General features: G+C 61.1%; 15 protein-coding genes. 7 read left to right on the top strand and 8 right to left on the bottom strand.

What is annotated here, in order from left to right; all coding sequences use genetic code 11:
• Positions 1 to 827: 827 nt before the first annotated feature.
• Together NKH13_RS18995 and NKH13_RS18990 are read right to left on the bottom strand one after the other, a co-directional pair.
• Positions 828 to 1,421, bottom strand: coding sequence for a DJ-1/PfpI family protein (locus tag NKH13_RS18995; RefSeq protein ID WP_352718876.1), 594 nt, complete (start codon positions 1,419 to 1,421; stop codon positions 828 to 830).
• A gap of 151 nt (positions 1,422 to 1,572) precedes the next feature.
• On the bottom strand, positions 1,573 to 2,265 hold the full coding sequence (locus tag NKH13_RS18990; RefSeq protein ID WP_352718875.1) for a GntR family transcriptional regulator: 693 nt from the start codon (positions 2,263 to 2,265) through the stop codon (positions 1,573 to 1,575).
• Positions 2,266 to 2,602: 337 nt separating this feature from the next.
• Between NKH13_RS18990 and NKH13_RS18985 the strand changes: the two genes are divergently transcribed.
• Genes NKH13_RS18985 through NKH13_RS18975 form a run of 3 tightly spaced genes read left to right on the top strand, consistent with a single transcriptional unit; the run spans position 2,603 to position 6,168 of the window.
• Complete coding sequence (locus NKH13_RS18985) at positions 2,603 to 3,829, top strand: iron-containing alcohol dehydrogenase (RefSeq protein ID WP_352718874.1); 1,227 nt, start codon at positions 2,603 to 2,605, stop codon at positions 3,827 to 3,829.
• Positions 3,830 to 3,847: 18 nt separating this feature from the next.
• A complete protein-coding gene (locus NKH13_RS18980; RefSeq protein ID WP_352718873.1) occupies positions 3,848 to 5,335 on the top strand; it encodes an NAD-dependent succinate-semialdehyde dehydrogenase in 1,488 nt (495 codons plus the stop codon).
• An 11-nt stretch (positions 5,336 to 5,346) separates the two neighbouring features.
• Complete coding sequence (locus NKH13_RS18975) at positions 5,347 to 6,168, top strand: alpha/beta hydrolase (RefSeq protein WP_352718872.1); 822 nt, start codon at positions 5,347 to 5,349, stop codon at positions 6,166 to 6,168.
• Here NKH13_RS18975 and NKH13_RS18970 read toward each other — a convergent pair whose 3' ends face one another.
• The 6 genes from NKH13_RS18970 to NKH13_RS18945 all read right to left on the bottom strand — a co-directional run bounded on the left by NKH13_RS18970 (position 6,169) and on the right by NKH13_RS18945 (position 12,649).
• On the bottom strand, positions 6,169 to 6,918 hold the full coding sequence (locus NKH13_RS18970; protein WP_352718871.1) for a ribonuclease activity regulator RraA: 750 nt from the start codon (positions 6,916 to 6,918) through the stop codon (positions 6,169 to 6,171).
• A gap of 22 nt (positions 6,919 to 6,940) precedes the next feature.
• Positions 6,941 to 8,104, bottom strand: a complete 1,164-nt coding sequence (locus NKH13_RS18965) for a mandelate racemase/muconate lactonizing enzyme family protein (protein ID WP_352718870.1) — start codon at positions 8,102 to 8,104, stop codon at positions 6,941 to 6,943.
• A gap of 33 nt (positions 8,105 to 8,137) precedes the next feature.
• On the bottom strand, positions 8,138 to 9,235 hold the full coding sequence (locus tag NKH13_RS18960) for an ABC transporter ATP-binding protein (protein WP_352595570.1): 1,098 nt from the start codon (positions 9,233 to 9,235) through the stop codon (positions 8,138 to 8,140).
• Between the two features lie 10 nt (positions 9,236 to 9,245).
• Complete coding sequence (locus NKH13_RS18955) at positions 9,246 to 10,136, bottom strand: carbohydrate ABC transporter permease (protein WP_023679256.1); 891 nt, start codon at positions 10,134 to 10,136, stop codon at positions 9,246 to 9,248.
• The gene (locus NKH13_RS18950) at positions 10,133 to 11,092 is read right to left on the bottom strand and encodes a carbohydrate ABC transporter permease (protein WP_352718869.1); all 960 of its coding nucleotides are present in this window, start codon (positions 11,090 to 11,092) and stop codon (positions 10,133 to 10,135) included. The genes NKH13_RS18955 and NKH13_RS18950 overlap by 4 nt, the downstream gene beginning before the upstream one ends.
• A gap of 78 nt (positions 11,093 to 11,170) precedes the next feature.
• Positions 11,171 to 12,649: an ABC transporter substrate-binding protein gene (locus NKH13_RS18945; RefSeq protein ID WP_352718868.1), complete on the bottom strand. Its 1,479-nt coding sequence runs from the start codon at positions 12,647 to 12,649 to the stop codon at positions 11,171 to 11,173.
• A 218-nt stretch (positions 12,650 to 12,867) separates the two neighbouring features.
• Between NKH13_RS18945 and NKH13_RS18940 the strand changes: the two genes are divergently transcribed.
• The 4 genes from NKH13_RS18940 to NKH13_RS18925 are packed head-to-tail and all read left to right on the top strand — an operon-like array spanning position 12,868 to position 17,433.
• A complete protein-coding gene (locus NKH13_RS18940) occupies positions 12,868 to 13,578 on the top strand; it encodes a GntR family transcriptional regulator (protein WP_023679253.1) in 711 nt (236 codons plus the stop codon).
• Positions 13,579 to 13,632: 54 nt separating this feature from the next.
• Positions 13,633 to 14,799: a mandelate racemase/muconate lactonizing enzyme family protein gene (locus NKH13_RS18935; protein ID WP_352718867.1), complete on the top strand. Its 1,167-nt coding sequence runs from the start codon at positions 13,633 to 13,635 to the stop codon at positions 14,797 to 14,799.
• Positions 14,800 to 14,854: 55 nt separating this feature from the next.
• Complete coding sequence (locus NKH13_RS18930; RefSeq protein WP_352718866.1) at positions 14,855 to 16,216, top strand: mandelate racemase/muconate lactonizing enzyme family protein; 1,362 nt, start codon at positions 14,855 to 14,857, stop codon at positions 16,214 to 16,216.
• A 17-nt stretch (positions 16,217 to 16,233) separates the two neighbouring features.
• Positions 16,234 to 17,433, top strand: coding sequence for a mandelate racemase/muconate lactonizing enzyme family protein (locus NKH13_RS18925; RefSeq protein ID WP_352913652.1), 1,200 nt, complete (start codon positions 16,234 to 16,236; stop codon positions 17,431 to 17,433).
• The last annotated feature ends 132 nt before the right edge of the window (positions 17,434 to 17,565 follow it).

Below are 17,565 nucleotides of genomic sequence, written 5' to 3'. Positions count from 1 at the left end.
GAAACTGCCGAGGCAAAACGCCCAGCGCCACGCGTCGAGCCCAATGGCTGGAGCGGCGCAAGCCAGCGGGCGATGAAGATTGTAGCAGTGGGGGCCAAGGGCGGCGGTGGTGCTGACGAGAAGGATCAGCATGCCACGGCGTCTGGGCGGCAGGATTTCCGTCAGGTAGGAAATGACCAGAGGTGGAAGGCCCCAAGAGCGATGCCCGAATGCCACGCAGCACTGTAAGGGATTGGATGTCTCGGCTAAACGCGGCAAGGAGCGAGACCACAGTGAGGAACAGCAACACGCCAGAGAGCACGAACTTTCGCCCGTAACGATCGGCGAGCCATTTCGGTAAGAAATTACGAACGTCGTGCCCCGCCGCGTACACTCCAGGCTTTCCTTCAGCCACGGCAAGCGATTCCAGCAGACCGAGTGTTGAGCCTCCAATCGCAATTCGATCGGCTCCTACGTCAGCCCGCTGGACAACCTTCTGGACATGACTCCTGCGCAACGTACCGTCCTGCCGGCGAAGGCCCTCCCTGACCTGCCACTGAATTTTCATCCGGCTGCAGTTAGAGCCTCGGCGGGTTTTACGCCGCCGCAACTCCACTCGGATTGAGGTTGCCTGCCGAGCGCATCTGGCTTCGGCAAGGGAAACACTGATGCGCTGCTCACAGGATTTGATTAAACGAGCACCAATGCATGACGAAATGCTTCTGATCCCTGGGACGCAAACTCAGCGTGATGCAGATGCTTTATGATCCGAAGCCGAATTGGCGGTGACAAGTTTCCTCTGCAGCAAGGGAACCGACGCAGCCTTTTGGATGCGCCGGAGCAAAGGTCTACGCGTGGCGGATTTCCGTCCCCAGCACCTTCAGGCATTCGCGGATGAACGCTGCAAGCGCCGTCCAGCCTTTTGCCGAAACCATCGTCCCATCCACATAAGCCTCCGTTGGAGACAGGTCGATATAGGTGCCGCCCGCAAGCGTCACTTCGGGCTCACATGCCGCCAGTGCGCCGACCTTCTTGCCACGCACGACGCCGTCTACCGCGATCAGGATTTGCACGCCGTGGCAAATTGTGAAGATCGGCTTCTTCGTTTCGTGAAAATGGCGCACCATCGCCTGCACACGCTTGTTCGTGCGGATGTACTCGGGACCACGACCGCCGGCGCAGTAAACAGCGTGGTATTGCTCCAGCTGCTTCTCAGCGTCGGAAAAGGTCTTGTTGATCAGTGCATAGTGGCCGAGCTTTTCGGTGTAGGTCTGATCGCCCTCGAAATCGTGCAGCGACGTTTTGATCAGGTCTCCGGCGCTTTTGTCTGGGCACACGACATGAACAGTGTGGCCCACCGCTTCCATCGCCTGCTGGTAGACGAAGATTTCGTATTCCTCGGTGAATTCACCGGTCAGCATCAGGATCTTTTTGCCTGGCATGGTACTTCCTTTCCTGTGACAACGGCCGGGCGAGACCTGTACTCGCCCGGTGGGTTTGAGTTTCTAGAAGGTGAATCGGGGAGGTAGTATTCGTTGGCACTGGCCTGCGTGATGATCGTCGACGACGGGTACGGGGACATCGGGACAAGTCTCAGTCGAACGCCAGCAACAAACGGTCGCGGGAATGCTCGATATGACGACGCATCGCCTGCTCGGCAGCGGCAGGATCGGCCGCAGCGAAAGCGGCCAGGATGGCCTCATGCTCGTCAAGCGCCTCTTCGGTGACGCGCGAATGGAACATCAGGCGAAAGATGTGGAAGTGGGTATGCTGGTGCGCCAGCGTCTCGCGCACGAGTTCGTTGTCGGCGAATTCCATGACCCTGTCGTGGAAAACAGCGTCCTGGCGGGCGAAGTTGGAATACCGCAGGCGCTCGTCCTTGCCCTCACGGCGCGCCATGACGCCTGCGGATTCCTGAAGTACGGCAAGTTTCGCCTCGTCCATGAGCGCCGCTGCCTTGGCCGCTGCATGAGGCTCGAGCAACAGGCGAAGCTCGTAGAGTTCGTCAAACCGTCGTTTCGTGATCTGCGGCGCAGCGCGGTAACCGATCAGATGCGTCTTCAGTACAAGGCCTTCGCCTTCGAGCCGGCCGAGCGCCTCGCGGATCGGCGTGTGGGAGACGTTGAATTCCTTGACAAGACTGTCGACCGTGATGCGCGAGCCCGGCGCAATCTTCAGCGACATGAGTTGCGCAAAAATCGCTTCGTAGACGTCCTCAACCAGGCTGCTGGAGCGCTGGATACGCCCGCCGGCGAGGTTCGCTCCGTCTACACTGGGTAAGTTCATGGCCTGCACGTTTTGCCTCTTGACACATTGAGTCGCTAACACGATGCTCCGACCAATGCAATCCTATATCATATACGATTTTATAGAGGATATAATTTGAGGCTGTTTCGCACGAAGCAATGGCACTTGCAAAGGCCCTGCTGGAACAGCGTGCCGCCCTGGCAGCCCGTGCTTCCTCACCTGCGGAACCTGAACGGACCGCCAGCGTTGCGGGCGATGGTTCGGCGCGTCGATACGCAACCGCGCTGCAAGTGGAGTTTGACGTCAAACCCAGCCTTTGGGCCGAGTTGAACGCCCTTCCGTATCCCAATCCAGACATCATCACAGGATGCAGGTCATGAGCCTTTTCGCTGCCATAAGGCTGCCGCGCGAAATTCTTTTCGGGAAAGGCCAACGCCACGTCATCCCGGTTGTCGCGGCCAGGCTCGGGCGTCGAGTGCTCGTCTGCACCGATGAACGTTTTGCCGCAACGGGCCCGTTCGCAGAGATTGTCGCGGCGCTGCGAGCCGCCTCGATAGACGTACTGGTGCATGACCGTGTGCTACCCGACGTCCCCCGGGACACGGTTGCCGTCTGCGTCGAGGAAGCGCGGCAGTTCGCGCCCGACGTGGTGATCGGCATTGGCGGCGGCAGTTGTCTCGACATGGCCAAATGCGCGGCGTTGCTCATCAGTCACGGCGGTCAGCTCCAGGATTACTACGGTGAGTTCAAGGTGCCCGGCCCGACACTGCCGCTGATCGCGGTGCCGACGACAGCCGGCACCGGCTCTGAAGTCACCCCGGTTGCCGTGATCGCGGATCCGGATCGCACGTTGAAGGTCGGCATCTCCAGCCCGTACCTGATCGCGGCCGCGGCCATCTGCGATCCTGAACTGACGATGACATGCCCGCCGGCATTGACAGCGATCGCAGGCGCCGATGCGCTGACGCATGCAATCGAGGCCTTCACCGCCGTCAGGCGTGGGACCGATCCCGGCCTTCCCCAGAAACATGTCTTTATCGGCAAAACCGCTTTGACCGATCATTTCGCCCTGCTGGCGATCAAGCTGCTTGGCCGAAGCCTTGAAACGGCATACCGCCAGCCGTCTGACGAGGACGCCCGGGCCGACGTCATGATGGGTGCACTTGCAGCCGGCTGCGCGTTCGGAACGGCCGGTACGGCGGCAGCGCACGCAGTGCAATACCCGGTTGGCGCGATAACCCACACCCCTCACGGAATGGGTGTCGCCACCATGCTGCCGTACGTCATGAAGTACAACAGAACCGCCGCAGCGACCGAGATGGCCGAGATCGCCAGCGCGCTCTGCCTCGATGGAAAAGGCCGGAGGCCCGAAGAGTTGGCCGACGCGACCATTGGCGAGGTCAGTCGGCTGTTTGGGGCAATCGGGATCATCCCCACGTTGGCCGAGCTAGGGCTGCCTGCCGACAAGCTCGATTGGACGGCGGAACAAGCGATCGGTATCGAGCGCCTCATCAAGAACAATCCGCGGCCATTCGATTTGGGATCCATGCGACGCCTGGTCCAGGCCGCCTTTGATGGCGACCTCGCCAGCTGCGTCATGTAAACAATCGGGAATATCGAGATGAACACGTTTTCACAGGTTCTGTCGGATGATCAGGGCGTCAGCGACTTCCACACGATTTCGCACGGGCTGTATATTGACGGCCAATGGCGGCAGTCCGCGGATGGCAGGGTAATTCCGGTCATCGATCCTTCGACGGAAGCCGTCATCGCTGCCGTACCCGATGCGACCTTGGAGGACGCGGCCGCCGCCGTTGACGCCGCTGCCAAGGCGGCCCATGGCTGGCGGACAACGTCGCCGCGAAAGCGTTCCGAGATCCTCAGACGCTGCTTTGAGTTGATGACGGAACGATCGGAGGCACTGGCTACTCTCATCGCATTGGAAAACGGCAAGGCCCTGCGGGATGCCCGAGGCGAGATCGCTTACGCCGCGGAATTTTTCCGCTGGAATGCCGAGGAGGCCGTTCGCATTACCGGTGAATTCGGTACTGCGCCTTCCGGCACCAATCGCATTGTGGTCGACTACGAACCAATCGGCATCTGCGTCCTGATCACGCCCTGGAATTTTCCTGCCGCGATGGCGACGCGCAAGATCGCGCCGGCACTTGCCGCTGGATGCACGGTGATCCTGAAGCCGGCCAGTGAGACCCCGCTTACCGCCTACGCGCTAGCCGCGCTCTACCAGGACGCAGGCGTTCCGCCGGGGGTGGTCAACGTCCTGACAACCTCCAGTCCCGGGCCTTTGACAGCCGCCATGCTGGCCGATCCGCGGGTGCGCAAACTCTCCTTCACCGGTTCGACGGGTGTGGGTCGCGCTCTGCTGGCAGAGGCTGCCAGGCATGTGGTCTCGTGTTCCATGGAACTCGGCGGCAACGCACCGTTCATTGTGTTCGACGACGCCGATCTCGAAGCAGCGCTCGATGGCGCAATGGTGGCCAAGATGCGCAACGCCGGCGAGGCCTGCACGGCTGCAAACCGCCTCTACGTGCAATCTGGCATCTACGAAGCCTTCTCCGAGGGCCTCGAGAAGCGGATGTCGTCGCTCAAGGTCGGCGCCGGCACCGACCCGGACACGGAATGCGGGCCCATGATCACGAAGAAGGCGGTCGAGAAGATAGACCGCCTTGTCGTCGACGCGGTCGCACGAGGCGCGCGGGTCTTGTGCGGTGGCTCAGTGCTGTCCGGACGCGGTTTCTTCTATCCTCCGACGGTGCTTCGCGACGTGCCGGGCGACGCAAAGATGGCGCATGAGGAGATATTCGGGCCGGTGGCGCCAATCTCGAGCTTCGAAGCCGAGGCCGAGGTCATCGAGCGCGCCAATGACACCGAATATGGGCTTGCTGCCTACATATACACGCGCGATCTGGCGCGCGGCATGCGGGTGGCCTCCCGGATCGAGGCCGGGATGATCGCTCTCAATCGCGGGCTGATGTCCGATCCTGCAGCTCCCTTCGGCGGCGTCAAGCAGAGTGGGCTTGGCCGCGAGGGAGGGCAGCATCACGGCATTGCCGAGTTCATGGAGGCGAAATACCTCGCCGTCAGCATGTGAGCAGAAGAAGAATGCAAGGCGATCCCTTTCGCATCCGCGACCACGTTGCTGACTTTGACCAAATCGTGCAGGACATTGTTGACCGCAGCGAGGCCGCCCGCGCCGCCATTGCGATGGCCGCAGACGTGGCCTACGGACCAGATCCGACCGAGACGATGGACCTGTTCTTTCCCGCGTGCAAAAGAACGGCGCTTCCGGTGCACATCTTTGTCCATGGCGGCTACTGGAGAATGTTCTCCAAGCGCGACTATTCATACATGGCGACGACGATAACCCAGGCCGGGGCCATTGCCGTCATCCTCGATTATGCTCTGATGCCCAAGGTCAGAATGGCGACGATCGTCGACCAGGTGCGCCGCGCCAAGCAGTGGATCCTGGCCAACATCGCCGCTCATGGCGGAAACCCGGCGGCCCTGACTGTCAGTGGTCATTCGGCAGGAGCACATCTTGCAACGTTCCTGTTCGACGGCGCGCATACCTCCTCGAATGTGAGGGCAGCCCTTCTGCTGAGCGGGCTCTACGATTTGAAACCGCTCCAGGATTCCTTTCTCGCCAACGAGATTGGAATAACCGACGAGGAAGTCGCCATGTTCACGCCGCTCGCCTGTCGGCATGATCCTCAAACCAAGGCGACGGTTCTGGTCGGAGCCAATGAGACGCCACCCTTCCATCAGCAAGCCGATCGGTTCAAAGCAAGCTTGCTGCGGCAGGGATCGTTGGTAAGGTCGCATGTGCTCCCGAACCGCAACCACATGGATAGCGTCAGAGATCTCGGCGTGCCGGGGACCGAGGCTGCCGATTGCCTGGCAAAACTGATCGCCAAGGCCTGCTGACTAACTCGGGTTCTCCAGGCGGTTTGTTTTGCGCCACTCCTCGTACTCCCCGCGGGCATCGTCATGCAGCGGATAGTAGCGTTGCAACGGGCCGCCCTCCATGAGCTTCCCTCGTGAGAATTCCTCCCAATCATGATGCTTCTGTGATTCTTCGATCACCTTCGGGGCCATCACGACGGGAAGCACCACCACGCCGTCGTCGTCGGCGACGATGATGTCGCCGGGGATCACCGTGACACCGCCGCAGGCAATCGGAACGTTGACGGCATTGGGATAGATGCTGGTCTGCACGTGATAATTTGGCGTCCAGCCGCGCAGCCATAGGGGCAGATCGAGCTTTTCGACATTGGGCCGGTCGCGCATGCACCCATCGATGACGATACCCGCCCCGCCCCTGCCCTTGAAATACGTCGACATCATATCGCCGAAGACGCCCGAGCTCATGTCGCCGCGCGCGTCGACCACGACCACATCGCCCTCCTGCGCGTGATAGAGCACGTGCCGGTGCAGTTGCGTCTCCGGATCGGCATATTCTCCTTCGGTGAAGAGGTCCGGCCGCTGCGGCAGGAACTGCAGCGTCAGCGCCGGCCCCACGATCGACTTCCCGTGGTTTTGCGCCACCGGACCAACCATGTGCGGATTGCGGAAGCCCATGTGGCCAAGCGTGCCGGCAACCGTCGCGGCGCCGATCTCCCTTAGCGCGTCGATCAGGTCTTTAGGCGGCCGCGTAATGTCGGACGTATGCGTCATTGTGGACTCCGATTGAATGGAACTACCAGTTCGTAACAGAACCGTCGCGGCGCGTAAGGTGAGGCGCTTCCCAGAAACGCAAACTCTGCGCCTGGACCGCCACTTCGTTGACCTCGACGCCGAGCCCCGGCAGATCGCCGACCGGGTAATCGGTCCCGTCGAGCCGTGGTTGCACGGGGAAGAAGTCGGAATTGTCGAAGCCCAGCTTTATTTCGGGCGCCCTGGTCTCGAGCCACGCAAAGTTGGGTACCGCAGCGGCGAGATGCACGGTCGCGGCCGTGCACACGGGACCAAGGGGATTGTGCGGCATCAGGTCCACATAATGCGCCTCGCTCCAGCCAGCGACCTTCATCGCCTCGGTGAGCCCGCCGACATTGCAAACATCGATCCGGTTGAACTGATGGATGCCGCGCTCGATGTAGGGCAGGAACTGCCATTTGCTGGCAAATTCCTCGCCTATGGCAAAGGGGATTTCGGTCATCGTGCGCAGCGCTTCGTAGGCCTCCGGCGTTTCGGCCCGTATCGGCTCCTCGAGGAAATCAAGCACGCCGCGGCCGAGCTTGTTGCAGAAGCTCGCCGCCTCTGCCACCGACAGCCGATGATGATAGTCGAGGCCGAGGACCACGTCGCCGCCCAGCGCCTCGCGCGCCTTGTTCAGCATACCCGCGGTAGCGCCGATGGACTCGCGCGGCTCGAAGATGTCCTTGCTGTTTTGCCCGAAGGGGAAGAAGCGGATCGCCTGCCACCCCTGTGCGCGTAGTTCGCGGGCCCGTTCGATGGCAACATCGCCCTCGGCCTCGTCGCCGGTCGAGGCAAAGGTGGGGACGCGGTCGCGCTGCTTGCCGCCTAGCAGCTCATAGACCGGCACCCCCAGTGCCTTGCCCTTGATGTCGTGAAGGGCGATGTCGATGGCGGAAATTGCCGCCTGAAGGACTCGCCCGCCTTCGAAGTACTGGCTGCGGTAAACCTCCTGCCAGATCCGCCCGATCTGCATCGGGTCGCGGCCGATGAGAAACTCGCGATAGTGCTCGACCGCGCCGGCCACGGCCCTCTCGCGACCGCTCAAGCCGCTCTCGCCCCAGCCGAAGATGCCCTGGTCGGTCTCGACCTTGACGAGCATCTGGTTGCGCGTTCCTACCCACACCGGATAGGGCTTGATCGCGGTGATCTTAAGCTTCTCAGTCATCCGCGCCCACGTTTCATGCGCATTCGCCCTATCTCAGTTGGCCTTGAGGGCCATTTCAGTTTCGCCGTCGAACAGATGCATCCGCTCCTGGTCGAACTCGAGCCAGATCTGCTCGTCGGGCGCGACGGCAATGTTTGGCGGCACGCTGACGTTGACGATGGCGCCGGACAGGAACGCCTGCACGAAGGTGACGTCTCCGGTCGGCTCCACCGTATAGGCCTTGGCCGGGACGCTGCCTGGCACCGCACTCTTGTGGAGCTTGATCGTCGAGTGACGTGCGCCGAGCACGACTTTCCTGGTCGTTGCTTTCGCCACCTTCTGGGCATTGCGCGGCGAGAGCTCAAGGCGCCAGCCCTCCGCGCCGGTCAACACCGTGTTGCCGTTTGCCGTCGAGGCCTCCAGCGGAATAAGGCTCATCGCCGGGCTGCCGATGAAGCTGGCGACGAACATGTTCACCGGATGGGCAAAGACCTGCGCCGGTGAATCGTATTGCTGCAGGTAGCCGCCATTCATCACCGCCATCTTGTCAGCCATGGTCACGGCTTCGAGCTGGTCGTGCGTCACATAGATGATCGTCGCCTTGAGGTCCTGGTGGAAGCGCTTGATCTCCGACCGCATCTGCACGCGCAGTTTGGCATCGAGGTTAGACAGTGGCTCGTCCATGAGGAACACGGCCGGGTCGCGAACGAGGGCACGGCCAAGGGCCACACGCTGCTGCTGCCCGCCCGAAAGTTCGCGCGGCTTGCGCTCGAGCAGGTGCGTCATGTCGAGCACTCGCGCCGCTTCCTTGACCTTCTTGTCGATCTCGTCCCTGGGGAGTTTGCGCATCTGAAGCGGGAACGCCAGATTCTTGTAGACCGATTTCTGCGGGTAGAGCGCGTAGTTCTGGAACACCATTGCGATGTCCCGGTCCTTGGGGTCGAGGTCGTTGACCACCCGCTCCCCGATGATGATGTCGCCCGATGTGATCGGGGTCAGCCCGGCGACGAGATTGAGCGTGGTTGTCTTGCCGCAGCCTGAAGGGCCGACGAGCGCAACGAACTCGCCGTCATTGACCGTCAGCGAGACGTGGTTGACAGCTTTGAAGCTGCCATAGCTCTTGACGAGATCTTGGAGGACCACGTGGGCCATCGGCAACTCCCTAGTGCTTGACCGCGCCTTCTGTAAGGGCGCGTACAAAGTATCGTTGCAGGACCAGGAACAGCACCACGACGGGCACGCTCATCATGAAGCTGGCCGCCATCAGGCCCGGAAAGTCCGTCGTATTTTCCGAGAAGAAGCGCTGGATGCCAACCGGCAGGGTCAGCTGCTCGTTCTTGGAGAGGAAGGTGTAGGCGTAGATGTATTCGTTCCAGGCGCCGATGAAGGAATAGATTGCGGTGGCGATGATCCCCGGCGTCGAGAGCGGCATCACGATCATGATGAAGGCCTGGAACCGTGTTGCGCCATCGATGCGCGCCGCCTGCTCAAGCTGCACCGGGATGTTGTCGTAAAAGCCCTTGAGCAGCCAGATCGCCAGCGGCAGGCCGAAGGTGAGATAGGTGAGGATCAGCGAGCCATGCGTGTTTATCAGACCGATGGCGCGCATCAGGATGAAGAGCGGTACGAGAAAGATCACCGCCGGGAACATATTGCGCAGCAGCACGGCAAAGAACAGGAAATTCCGGCCGGGGAAACTGAAGCGCGAAAACGCGTAGGCCGCAGGGACAGCCACGATCACCGAAAGGATTGTCGTGACGGTCGACACGAAAAGGCTGTTCCAGAAGAAGCGGAGGAAGTCCTGGCCGACGCTGTTCTGCGGATCGAGCAGTTTCTGGTAGCTGGCGAGGGTAGGCTCGTCCGGCCACCATTGCGGCGGGAATTGCGTCGCCGCGAACCCGGACTTGATCGAGGTGATCAGCATCCAGATCATCGGCAACGCAGTATAAAGCAGCATGAACACGAGGAATATGCGCCCGGCCCACCGCCATCCGTCGACGCGCATGCGGCGACGGGTCTGGGCTCGAGGTGCTGTCTCGGCAATCGTGCTCATGCGCTCCCCTCTTTCCGCTCGTTGCCGCTTAACGCACGGACGTAGAAGTAGCCCAGCGTCATCAGTGTGAGGAACAGGAGCACCGAATAGGCCGATGCCACGCCCCAGCGCTGCCGTCCGAAGGCGAGCTCATAAATGTGGGTTATCCAGATGTGCGATGCGTTCGACGGCCCACCGCCGGTCATGATCCAGGGGATGATGAAGGAATTGAAGTTGGCCACCGCGAGCAGCAGCATCGTCACCACCGAAACGTTGCGCAAGTGCGGGAAGGTGACGTGCCAGAAGCGCTGCCATGCATTGGCACCGTCGACTTTTGCGGCGCGCAGCAATTGGTCGGGGACTGTCTGCAGGCCGGCCATCATCATGATCATGGCAAACGGAAACTCGCGCCAGATATTGACGACGATCAGGGAGGGCAGCACCGTGCTGACATTGTCGATGAAATTCGGCGGCTGGTCGGCCATTCCGAGGCCCACCAGCACCGCGCCGATGATCCCGAAGTCCGAATGGTAGATCCACTTCCAGATATAGGAGGCGGCGACTGCGCTGATGACCCAAGGGATGATCAGGATAGCGCGCAAGACACCACGGCCGATGAAGTCGCGGTGGAGCGCCAGCGCTGTGGCAAACCCCAGGACAAAGGAGATGAAAGTTGACCCCAGTGTCCAGATCAGTGTGTTCCAGGTGACTTTCCAGAACACCTGACTGGTGAGGATGGTCGTGTAGTTGTCAAAGCCGATGAAGCTCTTGTCACGGAGCTGCAGACCAGGCGGTGTCTTAAAGAACGACAGCTCGATCGTGTAGTAGATCGGATAGGCGATGACGATGAGCATCACGGCGATCGCTGGGAGCACGTACGCGTAGTCCGCGCGATGCGCCCAGATCTTCCGCAGCGCGCCGGACCTGCCAGGTTGCAATTTTCGGCGAGCCTCGGCCTTGCCGGTCACGATCGTCACTTGTGGCGTGCCCTTATTCTTCGGAACGAGGCGGCTGCGCCAGCGGCGCAGCCGGTCAGGTCGTAGGTCAGGCCTGGACTAGAGTCCGCCCATCACGTCTTTTACCTTCTTGGCCGCGTCGTCCGCTGCCTCGTCGACGGTCATCGCTCCGGTCAGGGCATTCTGCAGCATGTCCGGGATGATGATGTTCATGATCTCGGGGGCCTGCGGCAGCGCTGGGAACGGGATGCCGTATGGCAGCATCGAGGTGGTGACGTCGAGGAACTTGATGTTGTCCAGACGTTCCTTCATCCACTTGGTCTTGAAGCCGTTGAGGTTGCCCGGGTTTGATCCGGCGTAGGCCATCTTCAGCGACCATTCAGGGCTCGTCCACATGCAGATGATAGCTTTCGCAGCCGGCTCGTCTACCTTGCCGCCCTCGACATATTCGGGCTTCAGGATGTGAATGTTCGAGCCGCCGAACACGACGGCGCGCTTGCCGTCGGGACCAGTCGGGATCAGGCCGTAGCGCATGTTGTCGATGACAGTCTGCGCCTTGTCCTTGTCGGTGCCCGTCGCCTTTTTCTGCAGGTCGAGCATGACGTTGTAATCGGACGGGTGCGAGATCATCATGCCGAGTTGGCCGGCTACGAACAGGGGCTGGTTATCGGCCTGCTGGTTGGTGAGTGCCGAAACCGGAACCGACTTGTCGCGAACATACATGTCGTAGGAGGCTTGCAGCGCTGCCTTGCTCTGCGGACTATCGAGCTGGACCTGCTCATAGGTCGGGTTTGCCGTGGCTTCGTCGAAGACGCCGCCGCCATAGGCCCATAGCTGTGGCATGAAGCGGTACGGCGTATTGCCGGCATTCTTGCGAGCCACGAGACCGTAGCCGGCAATGCCGAGCTTGTCGTGGATCTGCTTGGAATATTTGACGACGTCTTCCCAGGTTGCCGGAGCCTTGTCCGGATCGAGGCCCGCACGCTTGAAGATGTCGGCGTTCCAGATGAACGCCATCGTCTCGTTGTTGGTCGGAATGCCGTAGGTCACGCCCTCCCAGGTCACTGCCTTCATGGCGCCGGGCCAGAAATCCTCGGTCGAATACCCCACGTCCTCTGGCTTGAGCGGCTGCAGATAGCCCTTTGAGGCGAATTCGGTACCACCCAGGATTTGCAGGCGGACCGCCATAGGCGCGGCATTGCCCAGGAGCGCGGTGCGGAACTTGTCGAGAAGGTCGTTATAGGTGAGGGCTTGTTCCTCGAGCTGGATGTTCGGATATGTCTTGCGGAAGGTCTCGAAGAATTCCTTGTAGTACTGGCGCAGGAGGTCGGGGTCGCCCTCGAACACGCCCTGATACCAGAAAGTCAGTCGCCCCTTGTAGTCGAGCGGGGTGACTTTGGCGCAATCGGCCGCCGTGTCAAAATCCTGTGTGCCCGCAATCGAGCGTACATATTCCGGCGACCACTTGCTCAGGTCAACCGGCGGTGCACCCAGCGCCGATGTAGACGTCAGGGATGCCATCAAAGCAGTGGCGACAGTGCCGCGCAGGACGGCACTGCCGAGCGCAATTCTCGTCATAGGTATCCTCCCTGGTTCTCCCATGCCGCCCTGCGCCAAAGCAAAGCGGTCCTTGCTCGTTTCGATCGCGAGGATGCTTCTTTCAGCTCAGTGTATCCTCTCGATCGCTTGGTACGTTTTCAGATCATGGATTGCCTGTCAACGCGCCAGATCGTACATTGTTTGCGAAAGCCGTGTGTGATATCGGGCAAGGTATGTATTAAATTGGGGAGCCGACCTTGGCCGAAATAAGCGACTTCAAAGCGATGCCACCGGTGGGGACCGATCCCATCGGGGCCTCCAGCGAGGGCGCCTCGCTTTATGAATTGATCAGGGAAGACATCATCGAAGGACGGCTCGCCGCCAACGAACGGCTTGTGGTCACCGATCTCGCCCGGCGTCACGGCACTTCGACCAATCCTGTGCGCGAGGCCCTGCAGCTGTTGCGCGGCGAAGGCTTTGTCACCTTTGTCGCCAACCGCGGGGCGCGCGTCCGACCCATTGATCAGGATTTTGTCCGGGATATCTACGAGATCGGTGTTCTGATCGAGCCAGCCCTGACACGATGGTTTGTGAATATGGCTACCGGCGAGGACATTGCCGAACTCGAACGTCTCCAGGGCCTGATCGAAGAGAACAACTTCGCCGACACATTCAGGCACAGTGAGCTGGATACCGCTTTCCACACGGTGATGTACCAGCGGCACTATAACCGCCACGCCGCCGAGCTTTGGTGGAAGCATCGCGAAGTGCTGCGAGCCGTGAGCCGGCGTTTCAATTTCACGCTGGCGCGACGTGCCGCGATCATGCGCGAGCACCGCGAACTCATCGCGCTTGTGAAGGCGGGAGAGGCCGACAAGGCGGCCGAACTCGTTTCCCGCCATGTCGAGGGTTCGGGCAGGCATATTCTGGAACAGATGCGAGCGCGCAACGCCGCTCGGGCCGGATAGAATATCCAGTCCAGAACATCGTTAGCTGACCATTTTCAGGCAAAGGTAGTTGAGATGAAAATCACGAGCATTCGGCCGTGGCTGTTCAAGTCCGATGCTTCTTACTGGGGAGAGTTCCTGTTCGTCGAAGTGACGACCGACGAGGGAGTGAGTGGCTGGGGAGAGATCACCACCACGACAAGGCTCGCCAACCGCGCTCTCTGCACGATCCTGCGGCAGATCGGCGTCGCCGTGACAGGCGAGGATCCGGCGCGTATCGAGCATCTCTGGCACAAGATCTTCCGCAGCTTCACCTACATGGGAAGCCGCGGCGCCGCGGTCGAATGCGTGAGCGCCATCGACATAGCCCTCTGGGACATCAGGGGCAAAGTCCTCGGCAAGCCGATTTACGAGCTGCTGGGCGGACCAGTACGCGATGAAATCGCGCTCTACACCCATCCCAACCAGGCCAAATTCACCAGCAAAGAGGCTGTGGTCCGCGAAATTCTAGACATTGTCGAGTCCGGACACACTGCGCTCAAGTTCGATCCTTACCCCCACCAGGGCCGCAGCGCCGATGGCCTGCCCCGCGAACAGCGGGACGGCTACCTCGATGGCAGCATGACCCGCAAGGACGAGCGCGAAGCCGCCGAACTCACGGCTCTGATCCGCGAAACGGCAGGACCCGATGTCGACATTCTCATCGATGCGCATGGCCGCTTCGACGTTCCCACCGCCATTCGCCTCTGTCGGAGCCTCGAGGAGGCCGGCCAGATCGACTGGTTTGAGGAGCCCTGCCCGCCCGAGAGCCTTAACGCCCTCAAGCAGGTGCGTGAGAAGGTCAATACCGCCATCTCGTGGGGCGAGCGCGGCCACACGAAATGGGATTTCGTGCCGGTACTCGAGAACAAGCTCGCCGACTACATCATGCCCGACGTTACCTGGACCGGCGGCATTACCGAACTCAAGAAGATTTCTGCGCTGTGCGAAGCCTACTACGTCCCGGTCTCGCCGCATGACGCCGCGGGACCGATCAACGTGGTTGCGGGAGCGCAGGTGATGATGACCGTTCCCAACTTCTACAAACTCGAAACATCGGAGTGGAACCTCGGCAAATACGATCACCTGATCGACAGACCACTCGACATTTCGAACGGCAGCCTCAAGCTGACGTCGAAGCCTGGTCTCGGCATTGAGATGGATCGCGACTACCTGCAGGCCCACGAGATTGAGCTGGGCTAGCAACACTCTGTGCCGGCCCAGGGTGCGGGGCGACAAGCCGAAACGAGGATAAGTCATGGCAAAGACAGATGGCGCCGACGAAGCGCTCAATCGGGTGAACGCGAACTCCAAGCCATCCCAGCTTCGCATCACCGACATGCGGGTAGCCGAAATCGTCGGCGCGCCGTTCACCTCGACCCTGCTCAAGATTTACACCAACCAGGGCATCGTCGGGCTTGGCGAGGTGCGCGACGGCGCCAGTGCCACCTACGCGCTGATGCTGAAGAGCCGGCTGCTTGGCGAGAACCCTTGCGACATCGACCGCCTGTTTCGCCGGATCAAGCAGTTCGGTGGCCACGGCCGGCAAGGCGGCGGCGTCTCGGCGGTCGAGATCGCGTTGTGGGATCTCGCCGGCAAGGCCTATGGCGTGCCCATCTACCAGATGCTCGGCGGCCGGTTTCGGGAGAAGGTGCGCGTCTATTGCGACACCGACGCTACCGTGCCGAGCGGCACCGAGACAGGCAAGCGCCTCAAGCAGCGCATGGAGCTCGGCTTCACCTTCCTCAAGATGGATCTGGGGCTGATGCAGATCGCGGATGTACCCGGTGCGGTCGTCTCCCCTGCCGGTTCACTTGAAGGGTACCGCGTCCATCCCGGCCGCGGCCCGGTCAAAACCCTTGAAGAGCGACGCGCCCGCAACGCCGCGTACGATTTGCACAACATTGCCCACCCGTTTACCGGCCTCCATTTTTCCGACAAGGGCCTCGACCTGCTTGAGCAGTATATTGCCGAGGTTCGCGATGTTATCGGCATGGATATTCCGCTCGCCATTGACCATGTCGGCCACATCTCGCTGCAGAACGGTATTCGCCTCGCCAGGCGGATTGAGAAATACGTGCCGGCCTGGCTCGAGGATGTGATCCCATGGCAGTACACCGAGCAGTACCGGCAACTGCAGGCCGCCACCACGGTGCCGATCTGCACCGGCGAGGATATCTACCTTACGGAGGGCTTCGAGCCCCTGCTCAAAAGCGGCGGCCTCTCCATTATCCACCCGGACCTGCTCACCAGCGGGGGCATCCTCGAGACCAAGAAGATCGGCGACATGGCGCAGGACCACGGCGTCGCAATGGCCATCCATATGGCCGAAAGTCCAATCGCCGCAATGGCCGCGGCACATGTCGCGACCGCGACCGAAAACTTCATGGCGCTCGAATACCACTCTGCCGATGTCGACTGGTGGGACGATATCGTCACCGGCGTTCCCAAGCCGCTCGTGAAGGACGGCTTTATCACTGTTCCGGACAAACCTGGCCTGGGGATCGACGACGTCGTCGACGAGGTGATCTCGCAGCATCTGCAGCCGGGTGTCACCGGCATCTGGCAGCCCACGGATCACTGGGACAACGAGTATTCCTGGGACCGCACCTGGAGCTGAGGCGAAAAGAACCGAAGATGAAGATCACCGACCTCCGCTGCGCCGTCATCGGCAAACATCCCATCGTCCGCATCGTTACCGACGAGGGCCTCTATGGCCTTGGCGAAGTCGAGTTCACCAAGACCTATCTCAAGCCTTGGGTGCTGCATTTCCGCGAGGCGCTGATCGGCGAGGACCCTACCGACGTCGAGCGGGTGATGCTGAAGATCCGCCAACGCGGCTCTTTCAAGCCCTATGGCGCGGCGGTAAGCGCTATCGAGCATGCGCTGTGGGACATAGCCGGCAAGGCCGCAGGCGTGCCGGCCTACAAACTGCTCGGCGGCAAGGTGCGCGACAAGGTGCGCGTCTATAACGGCTCGATCCGCCAGAAACGCACGGGCGACCGGCCGGAGGATTACGCCGCTGACGTGAAATGGATGATGGAGCAGCCGCAGAACTTCTTCATGATCAAGCAAGGAATCTCGTTCCACTCCAACATGAAGGACACTATCGAGGGCTTCCATTACGGTGTGACGCAGACAAAGGCTGGCTATCACGGTGCCATGGATCAGGGCGTGATCAGCGAGCGCGGTTTCAACCACATGCTCGACTGCGTGATCGCGATGAAGGAAGTGCTGGGCGACAAGGTCAGCCTGGCGCTCGACTGCGGCCCGGGCTGGATGCTGCCCGATGCGATCAAGTTCGCTCGCGCGGTCGAGAAGTACAATTTGATGTGGCTCGAGGATATGCTGACCGGCGACTATGTGCCGTGGGTCAATCCGCAGGCCTATCGGGAGCTGACCACCTCCACCTCGACGCCAATCCATACCGGCGAGCAGATCTACCTGCGGCACAATTTCAAGGAGCTGATCGAAACGCAGGCGGTGCGCGTCATCGGGCCCGATCCGGCCGATATTGGCGGCATTGCCGAGCTCAAATGGGTCGCCGAGCACGCCTATATGCACTCGATCCTGATGGCACCGCACGGCACCGCGAACGGCCTTCTCGGCCTCGGCGCGCTGATCAATGTCTGCGCCACCCTGCCCGCCAACTACATCGCGTTCGAATACCCGAGCGCCTCCGACCCCTGGTGGGAGGACCTCGTAATCGGCCTGCCGTCGCAGATCGTGAAGGACAGCATGGTGGACCTGCTGGAAGCGCCGGGGCTGGGCCTCGATATCGACGCCGAAGCAGCCAGGAAGTATCTCGGGGAAGAGGATGCGGGCTTCTTCGACTGAACCATGCTTCTTGCGCAACCCCGCGCCGCGCGGACCGCTTCACGCAAAATGGCATCCAGAATGACCGTTTCGGGGCCGGATGCGGACTGGCAGCTTTTCAACAGCGGAGGGTCCAAAGCTGGACATTCAAAT

This window comes from Mesorhizobium sp. M1348, from assembly GCF_040317925.1.
In the GTDB taxonomy this organism is placed as follows: domain Bacteria; phylum Pseudomonadota; class Alphaproteobacteria; order Rhizobiales; family Rhizobiaceae; genus Mesorhizobium.
The sequence above is the reverse complement of the archived record's forward strand: the minus strand, read 5'-3'. Positions and strand labels throughout refer to the sequence as shown.

Coding starts and splice junctions, on each gene's coding strand:
- NKH13_RS18995 (WP_352718876.1), bottom strand. CDS start 1,421: ATGCCAGGCAAAAAGATCCTGATGCTGACCGGTGAATTCACCGAGGAA.
- NKH13_RS18990 (WP_352718875.1), bottom strand. CDS start 2,265: ATGAACTTACCCAGTGTAGACGGAGCGAACCTCGCCGGCGGGCGTATC.
- NKH13_RS18985 (WP_352718874.1), top strand. CDS start 2,603: ATGAGCCTTTTCGCTGCCATAAGGCTGCCGCGCGAAATTCTTTTCGGG.
- NKH13_RS18980 (WP_352718873.1), top strand. CDS start 3,848: ATGAACACGTTTTCACAGGTTCTGTCGGATGATCAGGGCGTCAGCGAC.
- NKH13_RS18975 (WP_352718872.1), top strand. CDS start 5,347: ATGCAAGGCGATCCCTTTCGCATCCGCGACCACGTTGCTGACTTTGAC.
- NKH13_RS18970 (WP_352718871.1), bottom strand. CDS start 6,918: ATGACGCATACGTCCGACATTACGCGGCCGCCTAAAGACCTGATCGAC.
- NKH13_RS18965 (WP_352718870.1), bottom strand. CDS start 8,104: ATGACTGAGAAGCTTAAGATCACCGCGATCAAGCCCTATCCGGTGTGG.
- NKH13_RS18960 (WP_352595570.1), bottom strand. CDS start 9,235: ATGGCCCACGTGGTCCTCCAAGATCTCGTCAAGAGCTATGGCAGCTTC.
- NKH13_RS18955 (WP_023679256.1), bottom strand. CDS start 10,136: ATGAGCACGATTGCCGAGACAGCACCTCGAGCCCAGACCCGTCGCCGC.
- NKH13_RS18945 (WP_352718868.1), bottom strand. CDS start 12,649: ATGACGAGAATTGCGCTCGGCAGTGCCGTCCTGCGCGGCACTGTCGCC.
- NKH13_RS18935 (WP_352718867.1), top strand. CDS start 13,633: ATGAAAATCACGAGCATTCGGCCGTGGCTGTTCAAGTCCGATGCTTCT.
- NKH13_RS18930 (WP_352718866.1), top strand. CDS start 14,855: ATGGCAAAGACAGATGGCGCCGACGAAGCGCTCAATCGGGTGAACGCG.
- NKH13_RS18925 (WP_352913652.1), top strand. CDS start 16,234: ATGAAGATCACCGACCTCCGCTGCGCCGTCATCGGCAAACATCCCATC.